Source organism: Polaromonas sp. P5_D5 (assembly GCF_054049435.1).
In genome coordinates, this window is record NZ_JBFUMJ010000001.1 from 604155 (window position 1) to 631093 (window position 26939).

Here is a 26939-nt window from a genome sequence, read left to right on the forward strand (position 1 = left end):
CCGGAATAAACGCGAAGGCTCCCTGAACATTCATGACTGATACCCGATCAACTTGCCCGTATTGCGGTGTCGGCTGCGATCTAACAGCTCATGCTGTTGATCGCTTTGCGATGCACGACAAAGGCCGCAGCCTTGGCTTCGTCCATCATGGCTGAGACCCGGTCAACTTGCCCCTATTGCGGTGTCGGCTGCGGCGTCATCATTGAATCGCAAGGCGACGAAATCACCGGGGTACGCGGTGACCCGGATCACCCGGCCAATTTCGGGCGGCTGTGCACCAAGGGCTCAACGCTGGCGCTGACCGCGACGGCGGCCGTTACGCGACAGACGCGCTTGCTGCAGCCGATGCGGCGCGAACATCGGCATGAAGCGCCCAAGCCGGTGTCCTGGGACAACGCGCTCGGCTTTGCGAGCGAAAGCTTTGCGCAGATCATCCGCGAGCATGGGCCCGATGCGGTCGGTTTTTACATTTCAGGCCAATTGCTAACGGAAGACTATTACGTCTTCAACAAGCTGGCCAAGGGCTTGATCGGCACCAACAACGTCGACACCAACTCGCGCCTGTGCATGAGCAGCGCGGTGGCGGGTTACAAACAAACGCTGGGCGCAGACGCACCGCCTGCCTGCTACGACGACGTGAATCATGCGCAGTGCATTTTTATCGTCGGCAGCAACACCGCCTACGCGCACCCCATCCTGTTTCGCCGCATTGAAGACGCCAAGGCCGCGAACCCCGCGCTCAAGATCATTTTTTGCGACCCGCGCCGCACCGACACGGCCGAGATCGCCGACCTCTACCTGGGCATACAGCCGGGCACCGATGTGTCGCTCTTCAACGGCATGCTGCACATCATGCTGTGGGAAGGCTGGACGGACGCCGCTTACATTGCGGCGCACACCACGGGCTTTGACGCGCTCAAGGCCACGGTGCGCGACTACACGCCCGACCTGGTGGCCGAAACCTGCGGCATCAAAAAAGAAGACCTGCTGGCCGCGGCCAAACTCTTCGCCACCTCGGCCACCACGCTGAGCCTGTACTGCCAGGGCCTGAACCAGTCCAGCAGCGGCACCGCCAAGAATGCCGCACTCATCAACCTCCACCTGGCCACAGGCCAGATCGGCAAACCGGGCGCCGGCCCCTTTTCATTGACGGGGCAGCCCAATGCCATGGGCGGACGCGAAGTGGGCGGCCTGGCCAACCTGCTGAGCGCGCACCGCGACCTGGCCAACCCGGATCACCGCGCCGAAGTCGCCGCGCTGTGGGGCATCCCATCCGTGCCCGAAGCACCAGGCAAGACTGCCGTCGAAATGTTCCAGGCCGCGGCCGATGGCGAAATCAAGGCGCTATGGATTGCCTGCACCAACCCGGCCCAGTCCATGCCCGACCAGGCCACCGTGCGCCGCGCCATGGAGCGCGCCGAGCTGGTGATCGTGCAGGAGGCTTTTTCCACCACGTCTAGCTGCGACTACGCCGACCTGCTGCTGCCGGCCACCACCTGGGGCGAGAAGATCGGCACGGTGACCAACAGCGAGCGCCGCATCAGCCGAGTGCGGCCGGCCGTGGCTGCGCCAGGCCAGACACGCCATGACTGGTCCATCGCGGTGGACTTTGCACTGCGGCTTGAAAAGCTGCTGCCCAGCCGCGCGGCAGCCGGCGCCACCCTCTTCCCCTATTCGCTGGCCGAGGAAGCATCAGGCGCGGAAACCATCTGGAACGAGCACCGCGAATCCACCCGCGGCCGCGACCTCGACATCACCGGCTTGAGTTACGCACTGCTCGACGACGCACCGCAACAGTGGCCCTTCAAGACGGGCGACACGGCGGGCAAAGTGCGGCTGTATGAAGACGGCGTGTTCCCCACCGCCGACGGCAAGGCCCGCTTTGTCAACACGGTCTACAAGCCGGTAGCCGAGCCGCGCGAATCGCGCTACCCGTTTTCGCTTACCACCGGCCGGCTGCGCGACCAGTGGCACGGCATGAGCCGCACCGGCACGCTGGGGCGCTTGTTCGGCCACGTGGCCGAACCCTCGATTCAAATGAACGTGCAGGACATGGCGCGGCGCCTGCTGAAAGACGGCGATCTGGTGCATGTCACGTCCAAGCGTGGCTCCATCGTGGTGCCGCTGCAGTCTTCACCTGAAGTGGCAGTAAGCCAGGCTTTCATGGCCATGCACTGGGGCGAAGAGTATTTAAGCGGTCAGTCGACCGGCGGCACGCCGCTGGCAGGCGTCAATGCGCTGACCACGTCGGCTTATTGCCCGAGCTCCAAACAGCCCGAGCTCAAGCACGCTGCGGTGAAGATCCTGAAAGCCGAAATGCCGTGGACGCTGCTGGCGATGGCCTGGCTGCCCGAGGGCGATGCGCTGGCGGCGCGTGAGCAGCTCAAGCCGCTGATGGCGCAATTTCCCTTCACCAGCTGCGTGCCGTTTTCCAACAACACCCCGCTGGCCGACCGCAGCCGCGAACGCACCGGCGTGCTGTTTCGCGCGGCCAGCCATGAGGCGCCGCCTGACGAAACACTGGCCGCGCTGGAACGCATCCTCGGGTTGGATGCGGCCGATGTGCTGCGCTACGCCGACCGCAAAAAAGGCCAGCGCCGCACCATGCGACTGATGCGCAGCGAAGGCGACGTCCACCTCGCCGGCTTTGTACTGGCGGGCGACACCAGCGCCCAGGCCTGGATCAAAACCTTGCTGCAGGACGAGCTGGCCGCGCAATCGTATGGACGCCTGTTGCTGCTGCCCGGCGCCAAGCCACCGGTGGCGGTGCAGTCGCGCGGCAAGCCGGTGTGCACCTGCTTTAACGTCAGCGACATGGCCATCGACGAGCACTTGTCGCTGTTAGTGGCCGGTGGTGGCGGCGCCGGCCATCTGGGCACTGATGAAGAGCGCCTGGCCTCGCTGCAATCCACGCTGAAGTGCGGCACCAATTGCGGCTCCTGTGTGCCCGAACTCAAACGCCGGGTGCGGTCATCGCGCAACGACGCACCGCCTTCAGCACCCCGTACCGTGATCCCTATCCGGCAAGTGGCTTAAGCTCATAACAAGAAGTTATCTGCATTGGCGGACAATCACGCTTATGGGCATTAGCCAATACATCAAGGAAATCGGTCGCGGCAAGGATGGCGCCCGCGCTTTGTCACGCGAGCAGGCTACGGACCTGATGGGTCAGGTGCTCGACGGCACCGTGACTGATCTGGAAATCGGCGGCTTTTGCCTGGCCATGCGCATCAAGGGTGAAACGCCCGAAGAGATGGCGGGTTTCCTCGATGCGCTGCACCAGCGCCTCAATCATCTGCCCGCCGGCGACAGCCCCACGGTGGTGCTGCCCAGCTACAACGGCGCGCGCAAGCTGCCGGTGCTCACGCCGCTGCTGGCGCTGCTGCTGGCGCGTGAAGGCGTTCCGGTACTGATCCACGGAACACCCACCGAATCGAGCCGGATTTTTGCATCAGAAGTGCTTCTAGCCCTTGATATACCTGCGCAGACAGCTATTAAAAAGATAGCAAACGGCAAAGTGGTATTTGCCCCCACCGAGCTGCTGCTGCCTGCGTTAAAGCGCCTCCTGGACGTGCGCCGTGCCGTGGGCCTGCGCAACCCGGCGCACAGCCTGGTCAAGATCATGACACCCTGCCTGGGCAAGAGCCTGGTCGTGAGCAGCTACACGCACCCGGAATACGCTGTGTCGATGGCGCAGACCTTTGAGCTGACGGGCGCCAATGCACTGCTGTTGCGCGGCACCGAAGGCGAAGTGGTGGCCGACGCGCGCCGCATGCCGCAGATGGACGCTTTTATCGGCGGGCAGCGCTCACTTCTGCAGGAAACCCAGGCCGGCACGCTCGCCTCCATCCCCGACTTTCCCAAAACAGTGGACGCCGCCACCACAGCGGACTACATTCGCGCCGTGCTGGCAGGCGGCGTGCCTGTGCCGCCTTCGATTGCACGGCAAGTGGAACATATCTTGCAGTTGCTCCCTCAAATCAAGCTGCCTCACATCACGACATCATGAACAACGGAAAAGTCACTTTGGTAGGCGCCGGCCCCGGCGACCCGGAACTGTTGACCCTCAAGGCCCTGAAAGCCATCCAGCGCGCCACCGTGCTGCTGGTGGACGACCTCGTCAGCGACGAAATCGTGGCGTTTGCGCGGCCCGAAGCCCGCGTCGTGTATGTGGGCAAGCGCGGCGGCTGCAAGTCCACACCCCAGGCCTTTATTGAAAAGCTCATGCTGATGGCCGCGCGCGAAGGCGAAGACGTGGTGCGGCTCAAGGGCGGCGACCCATTCATCTTCGGTCGTGGCGGCGAAGAAGTTGAACACCTGCGCGCCGCGGGCATTACGGTGGACGTCATCAACGGCATTACTTCAGGCCTGGCCGCCGTCACTTCGCTGGGCGTGCCGCTCACGCACCGCGAACATGCACACGGCGTGGTGTTTGTCACCGGGCATGCCAAGCCCGGCGACACCGGCACCGACTGGAAGGCCCTGGCCGCCACCGCGCACAGCGCACGCCTCACACTGGTGATTTACATGGGTGTCAGTAGTGCATGTCGCATCCAGGACGAGCTTTTGAGTGGCCTGCCTGCCACCACCCCCGTGGCCATCGTTCAAGGGGTGAGCCTGGCTTCGCAGCGTCATGCTGTCACCACGCTCGGTGAACTGCATCTGACCATTGAGCGTGAACAGTTGGCCAGTCCCTCGGTGATCGTTGTCGGGGACGTGGTTCGTGGTGTGGCTGCTGCTGTTTCGCATGACCGCGCATTGGTGGGTGGGCGCGCTGCCTAATTACCGTCTCCTGCCGCGCGGTAAAACGGCGTACGGGCCACAATTGTTGGCACCTTCTTTATCTGCCCTGTCGCATTACCACGGGCCGAAAATAATCATGTCGATGATGAAGTGGCCCAGAACGATTGGCCACAGGATTCGCAGCTTCGTGTAGAGCCCTGCGGCCAGAACACCAAACCAGAAAGCGGCGATGACGCCGCCGATGCCCTGCTCCGAATGGGCAAGTGCAAAGGCCGCCGACGTGATCAGCACATACCAAAGGTGCAGCCTCTTGGGCGGAAGAACCGCCGACAGGTAGAGCCAACCCAGGCCGCGCCATACGGCCTCTTCCACCATTGCCGCACTTGCCGACATGTAGACGGCTAACGCCAGCTTTGCGGAGAAGCCGACGGGCATGGCTTGAACGGGCTGAAAATGGTCCGCATACGCCCAGTAAAGGCGTTGAGTCAACAGGATCACTGGCCAGTCGGCCGCCACCAGCAAAAACGCAACGAACAGCATGACAGCGGCGCCGTCGCGTCGTTCGTGCGGTCTCTTGTGCCCTGGCATTCCCCAATCACGGGGCGTGATGCCAGCGGGTCGCAGGAAAAAATACCAGCCCGCAGCAGGTGCGACGATGAATTGCACAACATCGACCAACCAGTACAGGCCCGGGTTAAACGAGAACAGCCAGCCGTGGTAAAAGTCATTCAGCAAGCTGAGCGCAACAAACGGGAATGCAGCGGCCAGAACGGCCTCCCGCTTCGTCAAGCCCCTCCCCCTGACAGCAAATCGAATCACTCCATTCATGCGCGCCAGTGTGCCCCGGCTCAAGACGGCGCCATTCCGTCAATCTGCAAGGAGTGCCAAAAACTACCGAATACAGCAGCAGTTGCGCACTCTTGCCCACGCTCGATCACTTTTGGCTCGCAGTCGCCGCCAGCTAAACTCCTTGCAAACACATCACCCGCTGGAGAGGCGAAAAATGCTTGAAAAACTCAATGAACTGACGGAAAGCCACGGCGAGCTGCGCCGCGGCAAGGGCCTCATGAGCGGAGTGATCGCCCTCAGCCTGGGTGTGCTGTGCTTCCTGGGCGTGTTGGCCTTTCACTTCCCCGAATACCTCACCACACCGGAATTGCGCAAAAGCTACAACGTCGACGTGATCCGCATCGTGATGTTTACGTCGCTGGTGATCGCGGGTGGCATCTCGCTGGTCAACATCATCTTCAACCGCTCGCGCTGGCTGGCCGGCGCCGCCTTTTTGCTGGTGGTGGCCACCGCGCTGCTGGGCGGGCACAAGGTGCCGGTGAACGACTTCGCCGACAACACGCCTTACATCGGCCTGGACTGGTTCATCCTCGACCTGCTGGGCTCCTCGCTGATCTTCATCTTCATTGAAAAGCTGTTTGCGCTGCGCAAGGAGCAGCCGGTGTTTCGCGCCGAATGGCAAACCGACTTTCATCACTTCATCGTCAACCACATGATCGTGGGCTTTGTGCTGCTGGCAACCAACCTGCTGGTACACAAGTTCTTCGGCTGGGCCGCCAACGACGGCATACGCGGCTGGGTGCAGGGCCTGCCCTTCTGGGGTGGCGTGTTGCTGATCGTTCTTGTGGCCGACCTGGTGCAGTACTGGACCCACCGCGCCTACCACGAGGTGCCGGTGCTGTGGCGCCTGCACGCAGTGCATCACAGCGCCAAAAGCATGGACTGGCTCGCCGGCTCGCGCCAGCACATCCTGGAGCTCTTGATCACCCGCACGCTCATCCTGGCACCCATCTACGTGCTGGGTTTTTCCAAGGAAGTGATCGACGCCTACATCGTCATCGTCGGCTTCCAGGCGGTCTTCAACCATGCCAACGTGAGCGTGCGCCTCGGCCCGCTGCGCTACGTCATCGTCACGCCCAACTTCCACCACTGGCACCATAGCCAGGACCAGGAAGCACTGGACCGCAATTACTCGGCCCACTATGCCTTCATCGACTACCTCTTCGGCACAGCCGTGAAAAGCACCCGGCTCTGGCCGGAGCGCTACGGCGTGCTGGGCGACTACGTGCCGAATGGCTTTTTGAAGCAGCTGAAGTTTCCTTTCACCTGGAAAGGTTGAAGTACTTGGCCCCCACGCTTTTCGCTTCGCGTAATGCGCTGCCCCCCGAGGGGGCCGCTGCGCCTGCGGCCCGGCAAAGCCGGTTCCGCGGCCCCTGCTGGCTGAAACTCGCAGAACGGCGAGCGGCGGTCTGAGCGTGCCCGTCCAATCATTCGATGTGGTCGTGATCGGCGCGGGAGCCGCCGGCCTGTTCTGCGCTGCCCAGGCCGGCCAGCGCGGCCTGAAAGTGCTGCTGGTCGATCACAGCGAAAAGGTCGCCGAGAAGATCCGGATCTCGGGCGGTGGCCGCTGCAACTTCACCAACCGCGACGCCACGCCCGCCAACTTCCTGAGCGAGAACCCGCACTTCTGCCGTTCGGCCCTGTCGCGCTACACCCCGCAGGATTTCATCGAACTGCTGCAGCGCCATGGCATCCCGTTTCATGAGAAGCACAAGGGCCAGCTGTTTTGCGATCGCTCGGCCGAAGACATCATCAATATGCTGCTGGTCGAATGCGATGCCGGGCACGTGACGCGCTGGCAACCCTGCGCCATAAAAAGCATCAAATACGGCTCCAGCCCAGACGGAACAGGCGCCAGCAGCTATCAAATTGAGAGCGATCGCGGGCCGGTCGAAGCGCCGCAAGTGGTCATCGCCACCGGCGGCCTGTCGATCCCGAAGATTGGCGCCACCGATTTCGGCTACCGCATCGCCAAGCAGTTCGGGCTGCGCCTGGTCGAGCCCCGCGCGGCACTGGTACCCCTCACCTTTGACGGCGAAGCCTGGGCGCCCTATGCCCAGCTGGCAGGCCTGGCGCTGCCGGTGCTCATCGAGACCAGCCCCGCCGACGCGACGCCCAAGCAACGCAAAAAGGCCGTGGTTTTTTCGGAAGACCTGCTCTTCACCCACCGCGGCCTGAGCGGCCCGGCAGTCCTGCAAATCTCCAGCTTCTGGCGCGAAGGCCAGCCCATCCGCATCAACCTGGCACCCGGCGTGGACCTTCCGGCCCTGCTGCTGCGCGCCAAGGCCACCTCCAAAAAACTGATCGCCAACGAACTCGCCACCCTGGTGCCCAGCCGCCTGGCCGACGCGTGGGTCAGCCAGGACCCTGCCCTGCAGCGCCCCATCAGCGAAGCCACCGACAAGGCCTTGCTGGCCCTTGCGCAACGCCTGGCCGACTGGGAACTCACCCCCGACGGCTCCGAAGGCTACAAAAAGGCCGAAGTCACCGTTGGCGGCGTAGACACCCGCGATTTATCCTCCCAGACCCTGGAATCGAAGCAGCCAGGCCTCTATTTCATCGGCGAAGTCGTCGACGTCACCGGCTGGCTCGGCGGTTACAACTTCCAGTGGGCGTGGGCCAGCGCCCACGCCTGCGCGGAGGCGCTGGCCGCCCGCGCGGTAGCCGAATAGGGCCAAAAAGGCCACAAAACACAGCCCGGCCCCGGGGTTTTCAGGCAAGCCGGGGCCGCGGAACCGGCTTCGCCGGGCCGCAGGCGCAGCGCCCCCTCGGGGGGCAGCGCAGTACACAAAGTGACAAGCGTGGGGGTGGTATATAATCCAAGGCTTTGCTAGCAAACCCGCGCCTGGCCTGATCCTGATCAGATCAATTAAGGCGCACCTTTTGGATCAACTGAACAATGACCACCATCCGTGTAAAAGACAATGAGCCCTTCGACGTGGCTCTGCGCCGTTTCAAGCGCACCATTGAAAAACTCGGCCTGCTGACCGACCTGCGCGCCCGCGAGTTTTACGAAAAGCCAACGGCAGAGCGCAAGCGCAAGAAGGCAGCCGCCGTCAAGCGCAACTACAAGCGTATCCGCTCGATGCAATTGCCGAAAAAGCTGTACTAATCTTTAGTACCGCCTCACGGCAACAAAAAGCCCGCACGAGGACGCTCTGCGGGCTTTTGTGTTTTTGGCGCAATGCGCCACCCCACCCTATTCGCTTCAGGAGCATCACCAATGTCAGCACTCAAAGATCAGATCACCGAAGACATGAAAACCGCCATGCGCGCCAAGGACAGCGAGCGCCTGGGCACCATCCGCCTGCTGCTGGCGGCCCTCAAGCAAAAAGAGGTGGATGAGCGTGTGGTGCTGGACGACGCAGCCGTGGTCGCCATCGTCGACAAGCTGATCAAGCAGCGCAAGGACTCACTGGAAGCATTCCAGAAGGCCGAACGCAAGGATCTGGCCGACAAGGAAGCGGCCGAGCTGGTCGTGCTGCAGGCCTACCTGCCAGCGCGCCTGAGCGCCGACGAAGTCGCCGCCGCCGTGAAAGCCATCGTCGCCGAACTGGGCGCCACCGGTCCCGGCGACATGGGCAAAGTGATGGGCGCGGTGAAAGCCAAGCTCGCCAGCAAGGCCGACATGGGCCAGGTGTCTGCCGCAGTGAAGGCAGCGCTAGCCGGCTGAATACAGAGGTGGGCGGCTACATGTACCCGCCTTAAGCCAGTTCAAGCCGCGGAACCGGCTTTGCCGGGCCGCAGGCGGGCGGCCCCCGAGGGGCTGGAGCCTGCGGCTCCAAAGCTGCTTGAGCAGCTTTGGACAGGCGACAGAGGCGAAGCGTCTCGCGAGCCGCGGCCTGCAAGGCCTCGGGAGCTACACGAAGTGAGCGACCGTGGGGGCTCTAACTACCGGCGACCTTCATCCGGTTGACGAGAATCGAGCCCACGGTTTTGGCGCCGTAGTTGTAGGCGTCCGCACCCACCGCCTCAATGCCCATCAGCATGTCCTTGAGGTTGCCCGCAATCGTGATTTCCTCGACCGGAAAGGCGATGCGGCCATTCTCGACCCAGAAACCCGAAGCGCCGCGTGAGTAGTCGCCCGTCACATAGTTCACGCCCTGCCCCATCAGCTCGGTCACAAAAAGGCCGCGGCCCAGCTTGCGCAGCATGGCGTCCAGGTCGTCGCCCTTGCGGGTATGGCGGCTGGTCATGATGAGGTTGTGTGAGCCGCCGGCGTTGCCGGTGGTGCGCATGCCCAGCTTGCGGGCTGAGTAAGTGCTCAGGAAATAGCCCTCAACGCGGCCGGCTTCCACCACCTGTCGTGCCTTGGTCTTGACGCCCTCTTCGTCAAAGGGTGCGCTGCCTTTGCCTTTGCGCAGGTGCGGGTCTTCGGCGATGTCGATGTGTTTGGGGAAAGCCGGCTTGCCCAGGCTGTCGGCCAGGAAGGTGCTTTTGCGGTACAGCGCGCCGCCGCTCACGGCCTGCACAAAGCCGCCCAGCAGGCCCGCTGCCAGCGGCGACTCGAACAGCACCGGGCATTGCGTGGTCGGGATTTTGCGGCTCTTGAGCCGTGCCAGTGCACGCTCGGCGGCATAGCGGCCTACCGCTTCGGGGGCCGCCAATTCACCTGCATCACGCATGGAGCTGTACCAGGCATCGCGCTGCATCTGGTCGCCCTTGCCCGCAATCGGCGCCACCGAGATGCTGTGTCGCGAACTGGCGTAACCGCCGCGAAAGCCCTTGGTATGCGCACTGAAAAAATGGCTTTGCTGCGCCGACACACCGGCGCCTTCGCTGTTGGTGATCAGGCGGCTGGTACTCAGGGCGGCGGCTTCGCACTGCAGGGCGAGCTGGGCGGCTTCTTCCGAATTGATGGACCAGGGATGAAAGAGGTCGAGCGCCGGATGCACGCGCGCGATGTCGCGGTCATCGGGCAGGCCGGAGGTTTCGTCTTCCGCCGTGAAACGCGCGATGTCGTATGCCGCTTTCACGGTCTGTTCAATCGCCGCCTTGGAAAAGTCGCTGGTGGCGGCATTGCCGCGCTTTTTGCCGATGTAGACGGTGATGCCCAGCGACTTGTCACGGTTGCGCTCGACGTTTTCAAGCTCGCCCTTGCGCACGCTGACTGAGAGCCCGCAGCCTTCGGAGGCTTCCGCGGCGGCATCGGTGGCCCCCAGTTTTTTGGCATGGCCAAGGGCACTGTCGACGAGTTCCTCGAAAAAATCGCGGTGGTAGCTGAAACCGGATTCGGGCTGGGCTGACTGGCTCTTGGGGCCCGGGACGGGGCGGGAAGCACTGCGTGTTGCGCCGCTGGCGCGAGAAGAAGCTTTTTGGGTCATATGGGTAGCTATGATACTGACTGCTATGAACAACAAGACTCCCAAGGCCATCAAGGGCTACTGGTCCAACGGCCGCTTCGTCAAACCCGAGGAAATCGCGCTTGAAGAAGTCGGCCCGCCCAGCAAAACCCAGCTCAAGGCCGAGGCCGACGAAAAACAGGCGCTCGGTGAAGCGCTGCTGACCCTGCGCGCCGATTTGATGGCGCGCCTGGACCTGCCCGACAAGCTGCGCGACGCGATCGCCGATGCCAAAAAAATTACCAACTTCGAGGGCAGACGCCGCCAGATGCAGTTCATCGGCAAGCTGATGCGCCCGCTGGACCCTGACCCCATCCGCGAAGCCATCAATGAGCAGCTCAACGGATCGGCCGACCTGACGCTGGCCCTGCACCTGGCCGAGCAGTGGCGCGACAGGCTGATCGCCGACGACGCCGCGCTGGGCGCCTGGCTCGAAGAACACCCCGGCACCGACTCCCAGCAACTGCGCGCGCTGATCCGCCAGGCCCGCAAGGACGCCAAGCCCGAAAAACCCGGCGAAGCGCCGCGGCACGGCAAGTCCTACCGCGAGATTTTTCAGCTGGTCAGGCAAGGCATGGCACGAGGTCCTGAAGATGGCGAGGAGCCAGAAGCGTGAGCAGCGCCTTTGACGCGGTGAAGATCGGTATTGTCTCGGTCAGCGACCGCGCATCCGCCGGCGTCTATGTCGACAAAGGCCTGCCGGCACTCAAGGACTGGCTCACCCGCGCCCTGCGCAACCCCATCACCTTTGAAGAGCGCCTGATCCCCGACGAGCAGGCGGGTATCAGCGCCGCATTGATTGAGTTGGTCGACACCGGCTGCTCGCTCGTGCTGACGACCGGCGGCACTGGCCCCGCGCTGCGCGACGTGACGCCTGAAGCCACGCTGGCTGTTGCCCACAAGGAAATGCCGGGTTTTGGCGAGCAGATGCGGCAGATCAGCCTGAAGTTTGTCCCGACGGCCATCCTGTCGCGGCAGTGCGCCGTCATACGCGACAAATGCCTGATCATGAACCTGCCGGGCCAGCCCAAATCGATTGCCGAAACCCTAGAAGGGCTCAAAAACGCCGACGGCTCCCAGGCTGTGGCGGGCATCTTCGCCGCCGTGCCTTATTGCATCGACCTGATCGGCGGCCCTTACCTGGAAACCGATGAAGCGGTGTGCCGGGCCTTCAGGCCCAAAAGCGCCATACGCCCGCCGCGCTGAACCTTGCCGCTCGCCAGTTTGGGCCTGGCCTCTTTCTCACGTAGTATTCGGGCTTTACAACACGAGGAGCTGAGATGGACGACCTGATTGAAACACCGAGCAAGGAATCGAAAAACACCGCCGTGCTGATCTGGATCGGAACCCTGTTTCTGGGTTTCATTCCGGGGCTGATTGTCTACCTGGTGAAAAAGGACGACGCCTATATCCTGGACCAGTCCAAGGAAGCGCTCAACTGGTCAATCACCGCGACCATCGGCTATGTGGCGGCATTGATCCTGACTTTTGTGCTGATCGGCTTTCTGGTGTTCGCGGCGCTGGGCATCTGCCACCTGGTGTTCTGCGTCATGGGCGCGCTGGGCGCCTCCAATGGCAAGGCCTTCCGCGTGCCGTTCGCGCTTCGCCTGATCAACTGAAGCCCACCGGCGAAAACAAAAAAGGAAGGGCTCGCCCTTCCTTTTTTTTGCCCGTCTTATTCGCCTGCCTGTCTCACTGCCTTATTTACCGACCAGCTGATTGAGCTTGTCGGCCTCAAAGGTTTCTGTAAGCGCGGCGTCCTGCGGCACGCAATCCTTGCTCATGGCCGTCTGCGGTCCGGAGAGTTTCTCAATCGCTTGCCACAGCAGGGCGATCTGGTGCTCCTGGCCGGCGGCGCTGTCGATCAGCCCGCGCATGGCTTGCGACAGCGGGTCATCCTCTTGCGTGATGCCATAAGCCGAAAACTGGGTAATGGTGACGTCGGCGCTTTCCCCGGTCTTGGAAGGAATGATGCGCGCCGGGATGCCCACCGCCGTGGCGCCTGCCGGAACGGGCTTGATCACCACTGCGTTGCTGCCAATCTTGGCACCGTCACCCACCAGGAAACCGCCAAGCACCTTGGCCCCCGCACTCACCACCACATCGCGGCCCAGGGTCGGGTGGCGTTTGGTGCCTTTGTACAGCGAGGTGCCGCCCAAAGTCACGCCCTGGTAGATCGTGCAGCCGTCGCCGATTTCAGCGGTTTCGCCGATGACAACCCCCATGGCATGGTCGAAAAACACGCGTTCACCAATTTTGGCGCCAGGGTGGATTTCAATGCCAGTCACCCAGCGTGAAAAATGTGAAATGAAACGGCCCAGCCACTTGAAACCGTGGTTCCAGCACCAGTGCGCCCGGCGGTGCAGCACCTGCGCATGCACGCCGGGGTAGCAGGTCAGTGCTTCCCAGGCCGTACGGGCGGCAGGATCGCGGTCGAGAATGCACTGAATGTCTGAGCGAAGTCGGGAAAACATAGGCGAAGTCTACTGAGGCTGTGAGCTGCTTGCTGGGACCACGCTTTTGCCCCTGGCTTCGGAGGCCTTCTGCAGCATGGCTTTGGCCACGCCGCGCAGAATGTGGATCTCTTCGGGGCTGAGCTGCGCACGGTTGAACAACTGATTAAGCCGCGGCATCAGTTTTTTGGGCGAGGCCGGATCCAGGAAGCCGATGCCGGTCAAGGCCTCTTCCCAGTGCCTGAGCATGCCCGCCACTGCGGCCGCGTCGGCCAGCGTCGGCTCCGCCGTGGCGGGCTGCACGCTGAAACCGCCCAGCGCCTGGCGCCAGTCATAGGCAATCAGCTGCACCGCCGCGCCCAGGTTGAGCGAGCCGAACTTCGGGTCGGTCGGAATGCTCAGCGCCACATGGCAGCGGTAAACGTCCTCGTTCTGCATGCCAAAACGCTCGGAACCAAACAAAAAAGCAACGGAATCGGGCTTCTGCCCAATAGGGGAAAGCGCAAGCAGCTCCTCTTTTGATAGCAGACCTGCCAGGCCCAGCAGCTGCGCAAAGTGCTGGCGCGGCGCCCGCGTGGGCGGGCCAAAGTCGCGTGGCGTCATGGCGGTGGCGCACAGGTGCGCCATGCCGTCCACGGCTTCGTCCAGGGTGGCCACAATGCGGGCGTTTTTGAGAACGTCGAGCGCCCCGCTGGCCCGCTGGATGGTTTCTTCGCGGTTGAGCACATTGGCCCAGCGCGGCGCCACCAGCACCAGGTCGTCAAAGCCCATGGTTTTCATGGCACGGGCCGTGGCCCCCACATTGCCGGCATGGCTGGTATTGATCAGGATGAATCGCGTGTGCATGGAGCTGGATTGTCCTATGCCGGCGGCTTCAGGACGCGGAGCAATGCCTCCACCTTCGGCGACTTCGCCCCTTTGCGCCAGATCAGGTCAGTCTGGGCGCAGTCGCTGCCCGGCGGCAATGCGTGGATGCTGAGCCGGCCCCGCTCCGGAAAGGTTGCCAGCACGCTGCGCGGCACCAGCGAAATGCCCATGCCCACCACCACGCAGCCCAGCATGGCATGGTAGGACGTGATTTCAATCGTCTGCACCGGCATGCTGTTTTTCAGCAAGTACCAGGCTTCCAGCCGCGCGCGATGCGGGCAGCCCTTTTCGAAAGCCACCATGGCACGCGGAGGCTCACTGTGGATTGCCGTAATGGGCGGGTGCCCGGCACTCGCAACAATGACCAGTTCCTCGGTGTAAATCGCCTCTCGTTCAAAGGGACCCTCCGCAATAGCCCCAGTGACCAGCGCCGCGTCCATCTCTCCCGCCAGCACAGCTGCGGCCAGTTGCTGCGGGTTGCCGGTTTTAAGCGCAAGCCTGACCTCCGGATAGAGACGCACAAAATCGCTCAGAGGGGCCGGCAACCGCACAGCCGAAGTGCTTTCCATGGCGCCAAGCACAAATGCGCCGCGCGGCTGCCCGCCCTGCACCGCATCGCGTGCTTCGTCAGCCAGGCTGATCAGGCGCCCGGCATAGTCCAGCAACACCTGCCCGGCTGGCGACAGGTGCAGCCGCTTGCCCTCACGGATAAAAAGCGGCACGCCGAGCTTTTCCTCCAGCTGACGGATACGCGTCGTGATGTTGGATTGCACGCGGTGCAGGCGCTCGGCGGCACGTGTCACACCGCCCGCCTCCACCACGGCGCGAAAAATAACCAAGTCGCTCAGCTCCATGATCTCTTGAAAAGATATTAATTATCTTTATTATTCATTTTTCAGAATGAATTGTCACGCGTATCGTCCAGCCTTCATCACTTCACACCACCCAAGGAACAAGAATGGCAAAGGCTTACTGGATCGTGCGCGTCTCGGTGCGCAATATCGAGGAATATCCTCGTTACCTCACGGCGGCGCGGCCGGCCTTCGAGAAGTTCGGGGCGCGCTTTCTGGTGCGCGGCGGCGCGTACGAATGCATGGAGGGCAGCTCGCGCGAGCGCAACGTCGTCGTGGAGTTTGCCGACATGGTGACCGCAAGGGCCTGTTATGCCAGCCCTGAATACCAGGCGGCCCGGGCGATACGCCAGCAACATGCAGACGCAGATTTCCTGATCGCGGAAGGCGCCTAGAACAGGTTTCTGGACGATTGGGACGCGATATCGCCCTTGAGGAGGGGTTGAAAGGGGACTGGAAAGGGTCGTATCGCGTTTATGGGAAAATACCGGCATTGCCCGCCGCCCGCATCGCCGGCGCCGGTTCGTTCCGCTCTTCCCTACAAGTTATGTCCAGCAATCTCCACCCCATGCTCAACGTGGCCATCAAGGCCGCGCGCGCTGCAGGCGCCATCATCAACCGTGCGGCGCTTGACGTCGAATCGGTTCGCATTTCGGTCAAGCAGACCAACGACTTTGTCACCGAAATCGACCAGGCCGCTGAAGCGGCGATCATCGAAACCCTGCTGACCGCCTACCCCGGCCACGGCATCCTGGCCGAAGAATCCGGCAGCGAGCATGGCGCCAAAGACTCCGACTTCGTGTGGATCATCGACCCGCTGGACGGCACCACCAACTTCATCCACGGCTTTCCCGTCTATTGCGTCAGCATCGCGCTGGCCGTCAAGGGCAAGGTCGAGCAAGCCGTGGTGTACGACCCCACCCGCAACGACATTTTTTGCGCCACCAAAGGCCGCGGCGCCTACATGAACGACCGCCGCATCCGTGTGGCCAAGCGCACCCGCCTGCAGGAATGTCTGATCTCCACCGGTTTCCCCTACCGCCCCGGCGACAAGCTCAAAAGCTATCTCAACATGCTCGGTGAAGTCATGAGCCAGTGCGCCGGCGTGCGCCGCCCGGGCGCTGCGGCGCTGGACCTGGCCTACGTGGCAGCGGGCTTCAGCGACGGCTTTTTTGAAACCGGCCTCAAGCCCTGGGACGTGGCGGCCGGCTCACTGCTGGTCACCGAGGCCGGCGGCCTGATCGGTAACTTCACCGGCGAGGCCGACTTCATCGACCACGGCGAATGCGTGGCCGGCAATCCGCGCATTTACGGGCAGATGGTGGCCACTTTGGGTAAATACAGCAAATTTGCCGGCGCCGGCGACAAAGCCACGGTACGTCAGACCCTGCAGGAAGACACTGTGAGCACCGAGACCGCCGACACCACCGCCCAGCCCGCAGACAAACCAAAGCTGACCGCCAAAAAGATCAAGGCCCCCGCGGCACGCCCCGATACCACACCGGACGCACCCTTCTAGCACCAGCCGTTGTAGGCAAAGGCCGCGATGAAGGCTTGAGCCGTATAGCCTCAGCTAAAATTTCCGCACTGCGCAGGGAGTCGCATGCATGCAGCGGCCCCGACCGAACTGTTTTCGCACCTGGTAATAACTAGTAATAAAACTATGCCTGAATCCACCGTAAAAACCTCTTCCACATCGGCTGATGCAGCCTTGCTGCGCGAGGTCGCGGAACTGGTGGTGAGCGCCCTCAACCTTGAGGTGAGCGCCGACGATGTACAACCCGACGAACCGCTCTACGGCGACGGCTTGGGGCTGGATTCCATCGACATCCTGGAAATTGCGCTGGTTGTCTCCAAGCACTATGGCCTGCAGCTCAGGGCGGACCACGAAGACAACCACGCCATCTTTCATTCGCTGCGAAGCCTGGGCGACCATATTGCCGCCTGGCGAACCCAGTGACAGCTGTGCTGGCGACACGGTTTACCCAAGCCTGTCGCTGGGGCGGCATCGCGGCTCTGGGAATCGGCTACGCCGTGCTTTCCCATCTGGCCGCGGCATCGACGGCGCCGGGCTTGCTTGAGGCGCTGGTCGCCGTGCTTCCGCTGCTGGTGCTGGCCGTTGTCCTGGCCTGGCGTTCACCGCAGCGCCCTGTCATGCTGGCCCTTTGTGGTGTAGCCTGCCTCGGGTTTTATCTGTTCAGGGAATGGCTGATCACCCATTACAACTGGGTTTTCCTGCTTCAGCATGCGGGCACATATGCCCTGCTATGCGGAACTTTCGGCCGCACACTCGTGCAAGGACGCACACCGATGATTGCGCAGTTTGCCCGCATCGTGCATGGCGAGCTTTCGCCTGCGCTTGTTTCGTACACGCGGTCGGCCACCTTGGCGTGGGCCTTGTATTTCGGAATCATTGCGGGCTTTTCATTACTGCTGTTCTGGCTGGCGCCCATTGCTGTGTGGTCCACTTTTGCCAATCTTCTGGGCATTCCCCTGCTCGCACTGATGTTTGCAGCGGAATATGCCGTTCGCTGCTACGCATTGCCGGCAGCAGATCGTGCCGGTCCGCTGGAGGCCATTCGCGCCTACCGGCAGGCTTCCGCAGAAAGCCGCGCGCGCCGGCCATGACGACGTTTCCGCTGATCTCGCACACCCGGGCTGAAGACGTTGTGGCTTGCAGCCATGGCCAGGCCGTTACCGTTGAACATTTTCTGGCCGATGTCAGGCAGCTTGCGGCGGCCCTGCCCTCAGGCAAGCATGTTCTCAATGTCTGCGCAGACCGCTACCGATTTGCCGTGGGTATGGCGGCCGCCCTGCTGGCAGACAAGGTCAGCCTGCTGCCACCCACGCTGACGCCGGAAATGGTGAAACAGGTCCGCAGCTTTGCACCCGACGTGTTTTGCCTCGCGGACCAACCACAGTCTCTGGCCCTGCCGTTACTGAGCTGGACGGATGCGATGACGCCACGTCCGCCAGGAACCGCAACTGGCACGCAGTGCGATATTCCGCAAATTCCCGCATCGCGCATTGCCACCATCATGTTCACCTCCGGCTCGACCGGCACCCCGGTGGCGCACCGTAAAAGCTGGGGCGGGCTGGTTCGCAGCACGCGGGCTGAAGCCGGCCGGCTCGGCTTGCTGGATGGCCGCAAGCACAGCATCGTGGCGACGGTGCCGCCGCAGCACATGTTCGGCTTCGAATCCACCGTGTTGCAGCCTTTGCAAAGTGGCGCCATTCTGGTCGCGGCCCATCCGTTTTATCCGGCCGATATCTGCGCCGCACTGGCGCAAGCGGAGCGCCCCCGCATGCTGGTGACCACGCCCGTGCATTTGAAAGCGCTGCTGGCTTCAGGCCTGGACATTCCGCAGGTTGACCTCGTGCTGTCCGCCACGGCACCCCTGCCACCCCAGCTGGCATTGGCCACCGAAGCCCGGCTGCAGGTTCCTCTGCTGGAAATCTACGGCTCCACCGAAACGGGACAAATCGCCACGCGACGCATGACCGAGGCCCTGGCGTGGACACTCTTTCCGGACGTCACGCTGAGCATCAGGCAAGGCCAGACCTGGGCCTCAGGCGGCCATGTCGACCAACCCACCCCGCTGGCCGATGAACTGGAGTCGGTGTCGGACACACAATTTCTTTTGCACGGCCGGACTGCCGACCTGATCAATATCGCGGGCAAGCGAAGCTCGCTGGGCTACCTGAACCATCAGCTCCACGCCATACCGGGCGTGATGGACGGCGCCTTCTTCATGCCGGACGAGGGTTCCGGCGACACCGTGGTCCGGTTGATGGCTTTCGTTGTGGCACCGGGCCTGACGGCGCCGGCCCTTTTGGCGGCACTGAGGGAGCGGATTGACGCCATCTTCATCCCGCGGCCCCTCGTGCTGCTGGGCAGCCTGCCACGCAACAGCACCGGGAAATTGCCGCGCGATACGCTGGTTACCCTGGCGCGCGACCATCTTCAAAAGAAATCTCCCGTTCCGGGCGAAACCCGGTTTTCCATCGCCCCTGACCATCCGGCGCTTGCCGGGCATTTCCCCGGTACACCCATTGTTCCCGGTGTGGTGTTGCTCGACGCCGCCATACACGCGGTACAACACGCACGTACCGGCCATGCCCCGGAGGTCTGCCAGATCAGCTCGGCGAAATTCCTCAGCACGGTGGGGCCCGGTGAGACGCTGACCATCTCCTGCAGCACCACCGCCTCCGGCAGCACGCGCTTTGACATTTCCAGCGGCGACCGAAAAGTTGCCACCGGAACCTTGCTGCTATCGCCGCAGCCATGAACACGCCACGCGGAGCCAATGCGACATCCGGCGCCGAATGGCAGCAGCTCCCGGAACGCAGCAACGGCTTCATGCTGCGTGTCATGACCGGGATCTCGCTGAACCTGGGCCGTAGCGCCAGCCGCATCGTCCTTTACGGGATTGCAGCCTATTTCCTTATTTTCGCGCCGGCGGCGCGCCGGACGTCGCGAAACTACTTGCGGCGCGTGTTCGACCTGCCGTCGCCCGCTGCGGTCGGCTGGCGTCATCTGTTCCGGCATTTCCTGAGTTTTGCTTCTGCCATTCACGACCGTGTTTACCTGCTGAATGACCGCTTCGAGCTGTTTGATATCCGGGTGCACAACCAGCAACTGATCGACAAGGTGGTGGCTGACGGAAGAGGCGTGTTCCTCATCGGCGCCCATCTGGGCAGTTTTGAAGTTCTGCGGGCCATCGGGCGCCAGCAACCGGGCCTGCGCATTGCCATGGTGATGTACGAGGAAAACGCGCGGAAAATCAACGCGGCGATGGGCGCCATCAATCCCAAAGCGCAGCTGGACGTCGTGGCATTGGGACATATCGATTCCATGATCAGGGTGCACGAACTGCTGGATGAGGGTGCCGTCGTCGGCATGCTGGGTGATCGGTCACTGGGTAAGGACGACACCTATTCCATCGAGTTCCTCGGAGACGCCGCCGAGCTGCCGCTGGGTCCTTTTCGCATGGCCGCCATACTGAAACGCCCCGTGTTGTTCATGACGGGGCTGTACCGCGGCGGCAATCGTTATGACATTCATTTCGAACCTCTGGCGGATTTCTCGACGCTACCTTCGCGCGGCCGCACAGCGGCGGTGCAATCCGCCATGACGCGCTATGCTGCACTGATGGCGCAATACTGCCGCAGCGCGCCTTACAACTGGTTCAATTTTTTTGATTTCTGGCGACCTGCGCCGCGGCAGTCCGGCCAGCCCGAACAAAACACCTGAGCATATGACACACCTTATTCAGCAAACATCCACCCCCGCCTCATCGCACATCACGCAACAGCCGTCACGGCCCGTCTTCGCGGTGGCCGCAGTTGTGGTGGGTCTGGTGTTGGCCGCATTGAGCCCGGCAGCGCTGGCCGCCTGGGACCTTCAGCAACTGATGGATTCGCTGGCGCAAACCAAGTCGGGCCGCGCCACCTTCGTCGAAAAAAAGAGCATTGCGTTGCTCGACAAACCGGTGGAATCGTCCGGGGAACTGCTCTATACCGCGCCAGACCGGCTGGAAAAGCGGACGCTCAAACCGAAGCCTGAATCCATGGTGGTGAACGGCGGAGAACTGGTGATTGAACGCGGGAAGCAAAAATACCAGTTGCGGCTCCAGGCGTACCCCGAGCTGGCCGCATTCATTGACAGCATTCGCGGCACCCTGGCGGGCGACCGCAGCGCCCTGGAGCGCAACTACCGGCTCAGCCTCGAAGGCACGGCCGAACGCTGGACCCTGCAATTGCAGCCCGTCGATCCCAAAATGCAGGCGGTGATCCAACGCATCCGCATTACGGGTGTGCGTGACCAGTTGCGCAACATCGACATCGCCCAGGCCGATGGCGACAGCTCCACCATGACCATCGAGCAAGTGGCCGCCCCGTGATGAACGGCGCACGCGGCCGCATGGCAGCCATTGCGGTATGGCTGGCATTCCTGATCGGTTGCGGCATTGTCATCAGCCGCACACAGTTCACGACCGACCTGTCGGCGTTTTTGCCGCGTACTCCCACACCCGAGCAACAACTGCTGATGGACCAGCTGACCGAGGGCCTGGCCTCGCGCCTTGTCCTGGTAGGCATAGAAGACTCCGACGCCCCTCAACGTGCAGCGCTTTCCAAAAAAATGGCGCAGCAGCTGCGCACCGATTCCGCTTTTGCCAGCGTGGCGAATGGCGAACCCGTCAATAGCGAGCGGGACCGCAATTTCCTGCTCAACCATCGCTATCTGCTGAGCCCTTCAGTGACGCCGGAACGATTCAGCGCGGATGGGTTGCACACGGCCCTCACTGACAGCATCGAATTGCTCGCATCGCCCGCAGGCCTGATGGTCAAGGCCCTGCTGCCCCGCGACCCCACCGGCGAAATGGTGCAGTTGCTGGGCCAGCTCAACGGCGGAAGCCAGCCGCAACAGGCCCATGGCGCCTGGACTTCCCGTGACGGCAAGCGGGCACTGATGCTGCTGCAGACCCACGCAGCAGGCTCTGACACCGATGCCCAGCAACGTGCCATGGCCGCGATTCGCCAGGCCTTCGATGCGGCGGGCGGTTCCTCAGCTGGTGCCAGCTTCGTCATGACAGGCCCTGGCGTATTTTCGGTCACGTCCCGCGAAACCATTCAAAGCCAGGTGAGCCACCTCTCGCTGATCAGCGTGATGCTGATCGCGACGCTGTTACTGCTGGTTTACCGTTCTGTCAGCGCCCTTTTGCTCGGATTTTTGCCCGTGCTGAGCGGCGCGCTGGCGGGGATTGCCGCAGTCAGCCTGGGTTTTGGGTCGGTGCACGGCATCACACTGGGCTTCGGCACAGCGCTGATCGGCGAAGCTGTGGACTACTCCATCTATCTTTTTGTGCAGTCCGAAGATGCAGGCGCCGACCAGGCGCATTGGGTCAAGCGCTTCTGGCCGACCGTCCGGCTCGGCGTTCTGACCTCCATAGCCGGTTTTGCCTCTCTCTTGTTCTCGGGCTTTCCGGGCCTGGCGCAACTCGGCCTGTATTCGATTGCCGGCCTGGTCGTGGCCGCCGCCGTGACCCGCTATGTACTGCCGCATCTGCTACCGCGCCATTTCCGCATCCATGATGTGTCGGCCATCGGGCGGGCGCTGGAGGGGCTGGTGCAACATGCGGCCTTGTTGCGATGGCCTGCCGCGGCCCTGCTGATAGCCGCCTGTGCCGTCCTTGCGGGAAATCACGCCAGCCTGTTCAACGACAAGATTTCCTCGCTCAGCCCGGTCTCGCAAGCCGATGTGGCGCTGGATGAAAGCCTGCGTGCCGATATGGGAGCGCCTGACGTGCGCTATGTGGTGGTGGTTTCCGGCACCAGCCAGGAGTCGGTACTCCAGACCGCCGAACAGGTTTCAACCCTGCTCCAGGCACAGGTCGAGCGCGGTGAAATTGCCGGGTTTGAGAGCCCCAGCCGCTACCTCCCCAGCGTGGCCACACAACGCGCCCGCCAGGCCAGCCTGCCCGCTGCTGAGGTGTTGCAGGCCCGCATGACCCAGGCCACGCAAGGGCTGCCAGTGCGCCCGGGGGTGTTTTCACCTTTCCTGGCAGAGGTCGCTGCCGCCCGCAGCCAGCCCTTGCTGCAGCCAGCCGACCTTGAAAAAACCTCGATGGCCATGGCCCTGGCTGCACTGCTCATTGGTAAGGACGGCCGCTGGAGCGCCCTGCTACCTTTGACTGCGTCCCAGGGACGAAACATCGACGCCGACAACATTCGTGCCGCGCTGGCCACCAAGCCCTTGCCTGGCGTACTTTTTGTCGACATGAAAACCGAGTCTGACCGTTTGTATTCCAGCTACCTGCACGAAGCCATCGTGCTGTCACTGGGCGGGCTGGCAGTCCTCGTGGCCCTGTTGCTGGTGGTTTTCCGCTCCCCTTCCCGGGTGCTGCGGATCATTGCGCCGCTGGCGGCCGCGGTCGTCACAGTCACGGCCGGGCTGGCCCTGCTGGGCCAGCAACTGATCATCCTGCACCTGGTGGGCCTGTTGCTGGTCGTGGCCGTGGGCTCCAACTACGCGCTGTTTTTTGACCGGCCTGATCCCCATGCCCCGATAGCGCCCCGAACCCTGGCGTCCATGTTGCTGGCCAATCTGACTACCGTCGCAGGGTTTGGCCTGCTCGCATTTTCCAAAGTATCCATCCTGCAGGCCATGGGTGTCACCGTTGCACCGGGCGTCATCCTGGCGCTGGTCTATGCCGCAATTTTTGCCAGGAAGCCCCATGCCTGACCTCCGGTGGAAGCCCAGCATCCTGGTACGTGCGAGCATCGCGCTACACGCGGCGGCACTTGCGGCCGTTCTTGTTGATTCCGGCTGGTGGCGCTGGGCGCTTGCCGCCGTGGTCCTCAACCATCTGTTGCTTACCGTCGTGGGTATGTGGCCCCGCAGCCAGTGGCTGGGCCCCAACTGGACCCGCCTGCCCCAGGCCTCCGTCGCCAGGCGGGAAATCGCCCTGACCATCGATGACGGCCCCGACCCCGCCGTGACACCCAAAGTCCTGGACCTGCTCGACCGGTATGCGGCCCGCGCGACCTTTTTTTGCGTCGGTGACAAAGCCGCCCGCCATCCCGAGTTGTGCCGCGAGCTGGTGCGGCGCGGACATGCCGTTGAAAACCACAGCCAGCACCACCGCCACTACTTTGCCCTGACGGGCCCGCGCAGCATGTTTCGCGAGTTGCAGGCAGCGCAAAACACACTGAGCGGCCTGACAGGCCAGCGGCCTCTCTTCTTTCGCGCTCCCGCCGGCCTGCGCAACCCCTTTCTTGATCCGGTACTGGCCCGGCTCGGCCTGAAGCTCGCCAGCTGGTCCGTGCGCGGCTTCGACACCCGCGTCGCCAATGCCGAGCGTGTAAAACGCAAACTCACGGCCGGGCTGCAAGCCGGCGCCATCCTGCTGTTGCATGACGGCAATGCGGCACGCACACCGCAAGGTGTTCCGGTCATCCTGGATGTCCTGCCCGCCTTGCTGGAGTCCATTGCAGCGGCCGACCTGCGCACCGTGACCCTGCAGCAGGCCCTCGCATGAATCCCGTGCAAACCCGGCAAGGCCCGTGGTCACACATGGGACGGGTCGTCTTTCAGCACATCTATCTGAAAGCCATCGGGACGATGCTTTTCATCGGCGTATTTTTTGGCGCCTACTTTTACCTGCTCAAGCACCCGGCCTTTCCGATCGCGGTGATGCCTCTCACCTGGCCCGACCACCTCATCGGTTTTGAACCACTGGCCTTGCCGGTTTACCTCTCGCTGTGGGTTTATGTCTCGCTGCCACCCCTCTTCTTTGGTGACCGGCGTGAACTCTTGCGCTATGGCGGCGCCATTGCGCTGACCTGCCTGGCGGGCCTGCTGGTGTTTTATTTCTGGCCCACGGCCGCACCCGCTCCAGACATTGACTGGCCGAAATACCCTCAGATGCTTTTCCTGAAAAACATGGATGCGTCGGGCAACGCCTGCCCTTCGCTTCATGTGGCAACAGCCTTTTTTTCGGGCATCTGGCTGCACCATCTGCTGCGCCGATTCTCCGTACCCGCGTGGTTGCTGGCGGTAAACGCGCTCTGGTGTTTCGGCATTGCCTATTCCACACTGGCCACAAGGCAGCACGTCGCGGTGGACGTAGCCGGGGGCCTGCTCCTCGGGGGGGTGGCAGCCTGGTTGTCCCTGTATCTTCACAAACAGCACACCGCAGGCAAGTAACAGCTGGTGTCCGGCATCGCAACGGCGCCGGATTTTCCACCTGATTTGCTAAAGTGTCTTTTTCTTCAGATTGGTTTTTTCTCTGTATCCACTTTGGCTCTCCCACTTCACCGCAACCAGCAGCATGGGTCGCGGTCTTGCACAAACTCTCGACGCGTTGCGTACGCGGCGGGGCGGGCTCGCCCCATGCACGTTCGACACAGTCGACCTGCCGACCTTTGCAGGCGAGGTCACGGGCACGGACAGCGTGCAGCTTCCTGCGCAATGGGCCCGCTTCGACTGCCGCAACAACCGGCTCGCCCTGCTGGGGCTTCAACAGGACGGCTTTACTGAAGCGGCGGCAGCCGCCAGCAAAAAATACGGCGCGCACCGCGTGGGGGTCTTCATCGGCACCAGTACATCGGGCATTTTGCAAACCGAACTGGCCTATCGCCGGCGCGACCCGGGAACCGGCGCCCTGCCCCCCGATTTCATTTACGGCACAACACACAATACATTTTCTGTCGCTGATTTCACGCGCCAGTACCTTGGGCTGACCGGCCCGGCCGCCGTCGTCTCGTCAGCCTGCTCATCCAGTGCCAAGGTGTTCGCTTCAGCGCGAAGAATGATGCGGGCGGGTCTGATCGATGCTGCCGTGGTCGGTGGGGTAGATTCGCTGTGTCTCACAACCTTGTATGGCTTTAACTCGCTGGGTCTGATTTCCCCCCAGGCTTGCAGGCCATTCGACGCCGCGCGCAACGGCATCACCATTGGCGAAGCTGCCGCTTTCGCCCTGCTGGAGCCCACGCCGGCACAACCCGCCCCAGGTGACGTGCTGCTGCTGGGCGTCGGCGAATCCAGCGACGCCCACCACATGTCCTCCCCCCATCCCGACGGCCTGGGTGCACGGCTGGCCATGCAGCAGGCCCTGGATATGGCCGGCCTCACCACGGCCGGGATCGACTACATCAACCTGCACGGCACAGCCACACAAAGCAACGATGCCGCGGAAGCCAAGGCAGTGTCCGGGCTGTTCGGCCCTGGCACCCCCTGCAGTTCCACCAAGGGCGCCACCGGCCACACGCTGGGCGCCGCAGGCGGGCTTGAAGCCGTGATCTGCGCGCTCGCATTGCAGCACGGCCTGCTGCCCGGCGGCATCAACACCCACGAGCGCGACCCGGCCCTGGCCGTCAACTACCTCATGGACAACCAGGAGGCCGCCCCCCGGCATGTGCTCAGCAATTCCTTCGGCTTCGGCGGAACCAATTGCAGCCTGATTTTTGGCCGTGCCGGTTAAGGTTCCGACATGACACAAGCACAATCCCCATCCGCAACAGCGCTGACGGTTTTTGTCGAAGGTATCGGGCTGCTGGGCCCCGGACTGGCGGGGTGGGCGCAAGGGCGCGAATATCTCAAAGGCAGCACCGCTTATCAAGCCACGCGCTGCGTTCTTCCGCCACCCATGGCTTTGCCGCAGGCCGAACGCCGCCGGGCCGGCGCGGTGGTCAAGGTGTCGCTGGCAGTGAGCGAGGAAGCGGTTGCAGCTTCGGGCCTGCAAGCTGCCATGCTGGCATCCGTGTTTTCATCTTCCAGCGGCGACGCCGTCAATTGCCACGAAATCTGCAATGCGCTGGCCTCCAGCGACAGGCTGATCTCCCCGACGCGCTTTCACAATTCAGTGCACAACGCCGCCTCCGGCTACTGGAGCATTTCAAGCGGCTCGATGGTTTCGTCCTCGGTGCTTTGCGCGCGCGATGCAAGTTTTTCGGCAGGCCTGCTGGAGGCCATGACCCAGGTAGCGGTGGACCAGATACCCGTGCTGCTGGTCGCTTATGACACCGATTACCCGGAGCCGCTGTACAGCACACGCCCCATTCCCGACACCTTCGGCCTGGGACTGGTGCTGACACCCCACCGCAGTGAACGCAGCCAGGCGCAGTGGACGCTGGAACCAGACAACTGCCTGACGGCCTTGCCTGCCGACCGGCTCGATGACGCCGCGCTCGAACAGCTGCGCACAGACATTCCTGCGGCACGCTGCCTGCCTCTACTGCGCAGCATCGCGCGGCAGCAAAGCGGCCGGATCGTGCTGGACTACCTTGACGGCCGGCAGCTGGCCCTGCAGGTGGCACCGTGATACTTGCAG

General features: G+C 62.9%; 28 protein-coding genes. 23 read left to right on the forward strand and 5 right to left on the reverse strand.

All coding sequences use genetic code 11. The annotated features are described in order from the left end of the window. The first annotated feature begins 32 nt into the window (after positions 1-32). From ACXJKE_RS03010 to cobA, 4 genes are read left to right on the forward strand one after another with little or no spacing between them, the layout of a single operon-like run. On the forward strand, positions 33-155 hold the full coding sequence (locus ACXJKE_RS03010; protein ID WP_457279087.1) for a hypothetical protein: 123 nt from the start codon (positions 33-35) through the stop codon (positions 153-155). After that, positions 148-3036, forward strand: coding sequence for a nitrate reductase (locus ACXJKE_RS03015; RefSeq protein ID WP_457279088.1), 2889 nt, complete (start codon positions 148-150; stop codon positions 3034-3036). Before ACXJKE_RS03010 ends, ACXJKE_RS03015 begins: the two co-directional genes overlap by 8 nt. 43 nt (positions 3037-3079) lie before the next feature. Next, a complete protein-coding gene (gene ybiB / locus ACXJKE_RS03020; RefSeq protein ID WP_457279089.1) occupies positions 3080-4009 on the forward strand; it encodes a DNA-binding protein YbiB in 930 nt (309 codons plus the stop codon). Continuing rightward, positions 4006-4782, forward strand: coding sequence for a uroporphyrinogen-III C-methyltransferase (gene cobA / locus ACXJKE_RS03025; protein ID WP_457279090.1), 777 nt, complete (start codon positions 4006-4008; stop codon positions 4780-4782). Before ybiB ends, cobA begins: the two co-directional genes overlap by 4 nt. A 75-nt stretch (positions 4783-4857) precedes the next feature. Here cobA and ACXJKE_RS03030 read toward each other — a convergent pair whose 3' ends face one another. After that, positions 4858-5532 (reverse strand): CPBP family glutamic-type intramembrane protease, encoded by a 675-nt coding sequence (locus ACXJKE_RS03030; protein ID WP_457279091.1) that lies wholly within the window; start codon positions 5530-5532, stop codon positions 4858-4860. A gap of 214 nt (positions 5533-5746) precedes the next feature. Between ACXJKE_RS03030 and ACXJKE_RS03035 the strand changes: the two genes are divergently transcribed. From ACXJKE_RS03035 to ACXJKE_RS03050, 4 genes are all read left to right on the forward strand, one after another. Further along, entirely contained in the window at positions 5747-6871 is a 1125-nt protein-coding gene (locus tag ACXJKE_RS03035; RefSeq protein ID WP_457279092.1) for a sterol desaturase family protein, read from the forward strand. Between the two features lie 136 nt (positions 6872-7007). Continuing rightward, the gene (locus ACXJKE_RS03040; RefSeq protein ID WP_457279093.1) at positions 7008-8264 is read left to right on the forward strand and encodes an NAD(P)/FAD-dependent oxidoreductase; all 1257 of its coding nucleotides are present in this window, start codon (positions 7008-7010) and stop codon (positions 8262-8264) included. A gap of 227 nt (positions 8265-8491) precedes the next feature. After that, positions 8492-8704, forward strand: coding sequence for a 30S ribosomal protein S21 (gene rpsU / locus ACXJKE_RS03045; protein WP_007872347.1), 213 nt, complete (start codon positions 8492-8494; stop codon positions 8702-8704). Between the two features lie 111 nt (positions 8705-8815). Beyond that, on the forward strand, positions 8816-9265 hold the full coding sequence (locus ACXJKE_RS03050) for a GatB/YqeY domain-containing protein (protein ID WP_457279094.1): 450 nt from the start codon (positions 8816-8818) through the stop codon (positions 9263-9265). Positions 9266-9479: 214 nt separating this feature from the next. Here ACXJKE_RS03050 and pmbA read toward each other — a convergent pair whose 3' ends face one another. Then, a complete protein-coding gene (gene pmbA, locus ACXJKE_RS03055) occupies positions 9480-10916 on the reverse strand; it encodes a metalloprotease PmbA (protein ID WP_457279095.1) in 1437 nt (478 codons plus the stop codon). A gap of 25 nt (positions 10917-10941) precedes the next feature. On the opposite strand from pmbA, the gene yjgA reads away from it, so the two are divergent. From yjgA to ACXJKE_RS03070, 3 genes are all read left to right on the forward strand, one after another. Next, positions 10942-11550, forward strand: coding sequence for a ribosome biogenesis factor YjgA (gene yjgA / locus ACXJKE_RS03060; RefSeq protein WP_457279096.1), 609 nt, complete (start codon positions 10942-10944; stop codon positions 11548-11550). Beyond that, positions 11547-12140: a molybdopterin adenylyltransferase gene (gene mog, locus ACXJKE_RS03065; protein ID WP_457279097.1), complete on the forward strand. Its 594-nt coding sequence runs from the start codon at positions 11547-11549 to the stop codon at positions 12138-12140. Before yjgA ends, mog begins: the two co-directional genes overlap by 4 nt. A 74-nt stretch (positions 12141-12214) precedes the next feature. Then, positions 12215-12553, forward strand: a complete 339-nt coding sequence (locus tag ACXJKE_RS03070) for a DUF4870 domain-containing protein (RefSeq protein WP_457279098.1) — start codon at positions 12215-12217, stop codon at positions 12551-12553. A gap of 81 nt (positions 12554-12634) precedes the next feature. On the opposite strand, the gene cysE is transcribed toward ACXJKE_RS03070, so the two are convergent. From cysE to ACXJKE_RS03085, 3 genes are read right to left on the reverse strand one after another with little or no spacing between them, the layout of a single operon-like run. After that, positions 12635-13408, reverse strand: a complete 774-nt coding sequence (gene cysE, locus ACXJKE_RS03075) for a serine O-acetyltransferase (RefSeq protein WP_457279099.1) — start codon at positions 13406-13408, stop codon at positions 12635-12637. A gap of 9 nt (positions 13409-13417) precedes the next feature. Continuing rightward, the gene (locus tag ACXJKE_RS03080) at positions 13418-14233 is read right to left on the reverse strand and encodes an RNA methyltransferase (RefSeq protein ID WP_457279100.1); all 816 of its coding nucleotides are present in this window, start codon (positions 14231-14233) and stop codon (positions 13418-13420) included. A gap of 14 nt (positions 14234-14247) precedes the next feature. Continuing rightward, complete coding sequence (locus tag ACXJKE_RS03085; RefSeq protein WP_457279101.1) at positions 14248-15108, reverse strand: LysR substrate-binding domain-containing protein; 861 nt, start codon at positions 15106-15108, stop codon at positions 14248-14250. Positions 15109-15212: 104 nt separating this feature from the next. Between ACXJKE_RS03085 and ACXJKE_RS03090 the strand changes: the two genes are divergently transcribed. From ACXJKE_RS03090 to ACXJKE_RS03145, 12 genes are all read left to right on the forward strand, one after another. Beyond that, the gene (locus ACXJKE_RS03090; protein WP_457279102.1) at positions 15213-15500 is read left to right on the forward strand and encodes a DUF1330 domain-containing protein; all 288 of its coding nucleotides are present in this window, start codon (positions 15213-15215) and stop codon (positions 15498-15500) included. A gap of 152 nt (positions 15501-15652) precedes the next feature. Beyond that, entirely contained in the window at positions 15653-16624 is a 972-nt protein-coding gene (locus ACXJKE_RS03095) for an inositol monophosphatase family protein (RefSeq protein ID WP_457279103.1), read from the forward strand. A gap of 144 nt (positions 16625-16768) precedes the next feature. Next, positions 16769-17065: a phosphopantetheine-binding protein gene (locus ACXJKE_RS03100; protein ID WP_457279104.1), complete on the forward strand. Its 297-nt coding sequence runs from the start codon at positions 16769-16771 to the stop codon at positions 17063-17065. Next, the gene (locus tag ACXJKE_RS03105; protein WP_457279105.1) at positions 17062-17733 is read left to right on the forward strand and encodes a hypothetical protein; all 672 of its coding nucleotides are present in this window, start codon (positions 17062-17064) and stop codon (positions 17731-17733) included. The genes ACXJKE_RS03100 and ACXJKE_RS03105 overlap by 4 nt, the downstream gene beginning before the upstream one ends. Continuing rightward, positions 17730-19394, forward strand: coding sequence for an AMP-binding protein (locus tag ACXJKE_RS03110; protein WP_457279106.1), 1665 nt, complete (start codon positions 17730-17732; stop codon positions 19392-19394). Before ACXJKE_RS03105 ends, ACXJKE_RS03110 begins: the two co-directional genes overlap by 4 nt. Then, the gene (locus tag ACXJKE_RS03115; protein ID WP_457279107.1) at positions 19391-20359 is read left to right on the forward strand and encodes an LpxL/LpxP family acyltransferase; all 969 of its coding nucleotides are present in this window, start codon (positions 19391-19393) and stop codon (positions 20357-20359) included. The genes ACXJKE_RS03110 and ACXJKE_RS03115 overlap by 4 nt, the downstream gene beginning before the upstream one ends. 4 nt (positions 20360-20363) lie before the next feature. Beyond that, the gene (locus ACXJKE_RS03120; protein ID WP_457279108.1) at positions 20364-21008 is read left to right on the forward strand and encodes a LolA-related protein; all 645 of its coding nucleotides are present in this window, start codon (positions 20364-20366) and stop codon (positions 21006-21008) included. Then, complete coding sequence (locus ACXJKE_RS03125; RefSeq protein ID WP_457279109.1) at positions 21008-23350, forward strand: MMPL family transporter; 2343 nt, start codon at positions 21008-21010, stop codon at positions 23348-23350. The genes ACXJKE_RS03120 and ACXJKE_RS03125 overlap by 1 nt, the downstream gene beginning before the upstream one ends. Further along, a complete protein-coding gene (locus ACXJKE_RS03130) occupies positions 23343-24146 on the forward strand; it encodes a polysaccharide deacetylase family protein (protein ID WP_457279110.1) in 804 nt (267 codons plus the stop codon). The genes ACXJKE_RS03125 and ACXJKE_RS03130 overlap by 8 nt, the downstream gene beginning before the upstream one ends. Continuing rightward, positions 24143-24814, forward strand: coding sequence for a phosphatase PAP2 family protein (locus tag ACXJKE_RS03135; RefSeq protein ID WP_457279111.1), 672 nt, complete (start codon positions 24143-24145; stop codon positions 24812-24814). The genes ACXJKE_RS03130 and ACXJKE_RS03135 overlap by 4 nt, the downstream gene beginning before the upstream one ends. 82 nt (positions 24815-24896) lie before the next feature. Next, positions 24897-26090, forward strand: a complete 1194-nt coding sequence (locus tag ACXJKE_RS03140) for a beta-ketoacyl-[acyl-carrier-protein] synthase family protein (protein ID WP_457279780.1) — start codon at positions 24897-24899, stop codon at positions 26088-26090. A 9-nt stretch (positions 26091-26099) separates the two neighbouring features. After that, positions 26100-26930, forward strand: a complete 831-nt coding sequence (locus ACXJKE_RS03145; RefSeq protein ID WP_457279112.1) for a beta-ketoacyl synthase chain length factor — start codon at positions 26100-26102, stop codon at positions 26928-26930. The last annotated feature ends 9 nt before the right edge of the window (positions 26931-26939 follow it).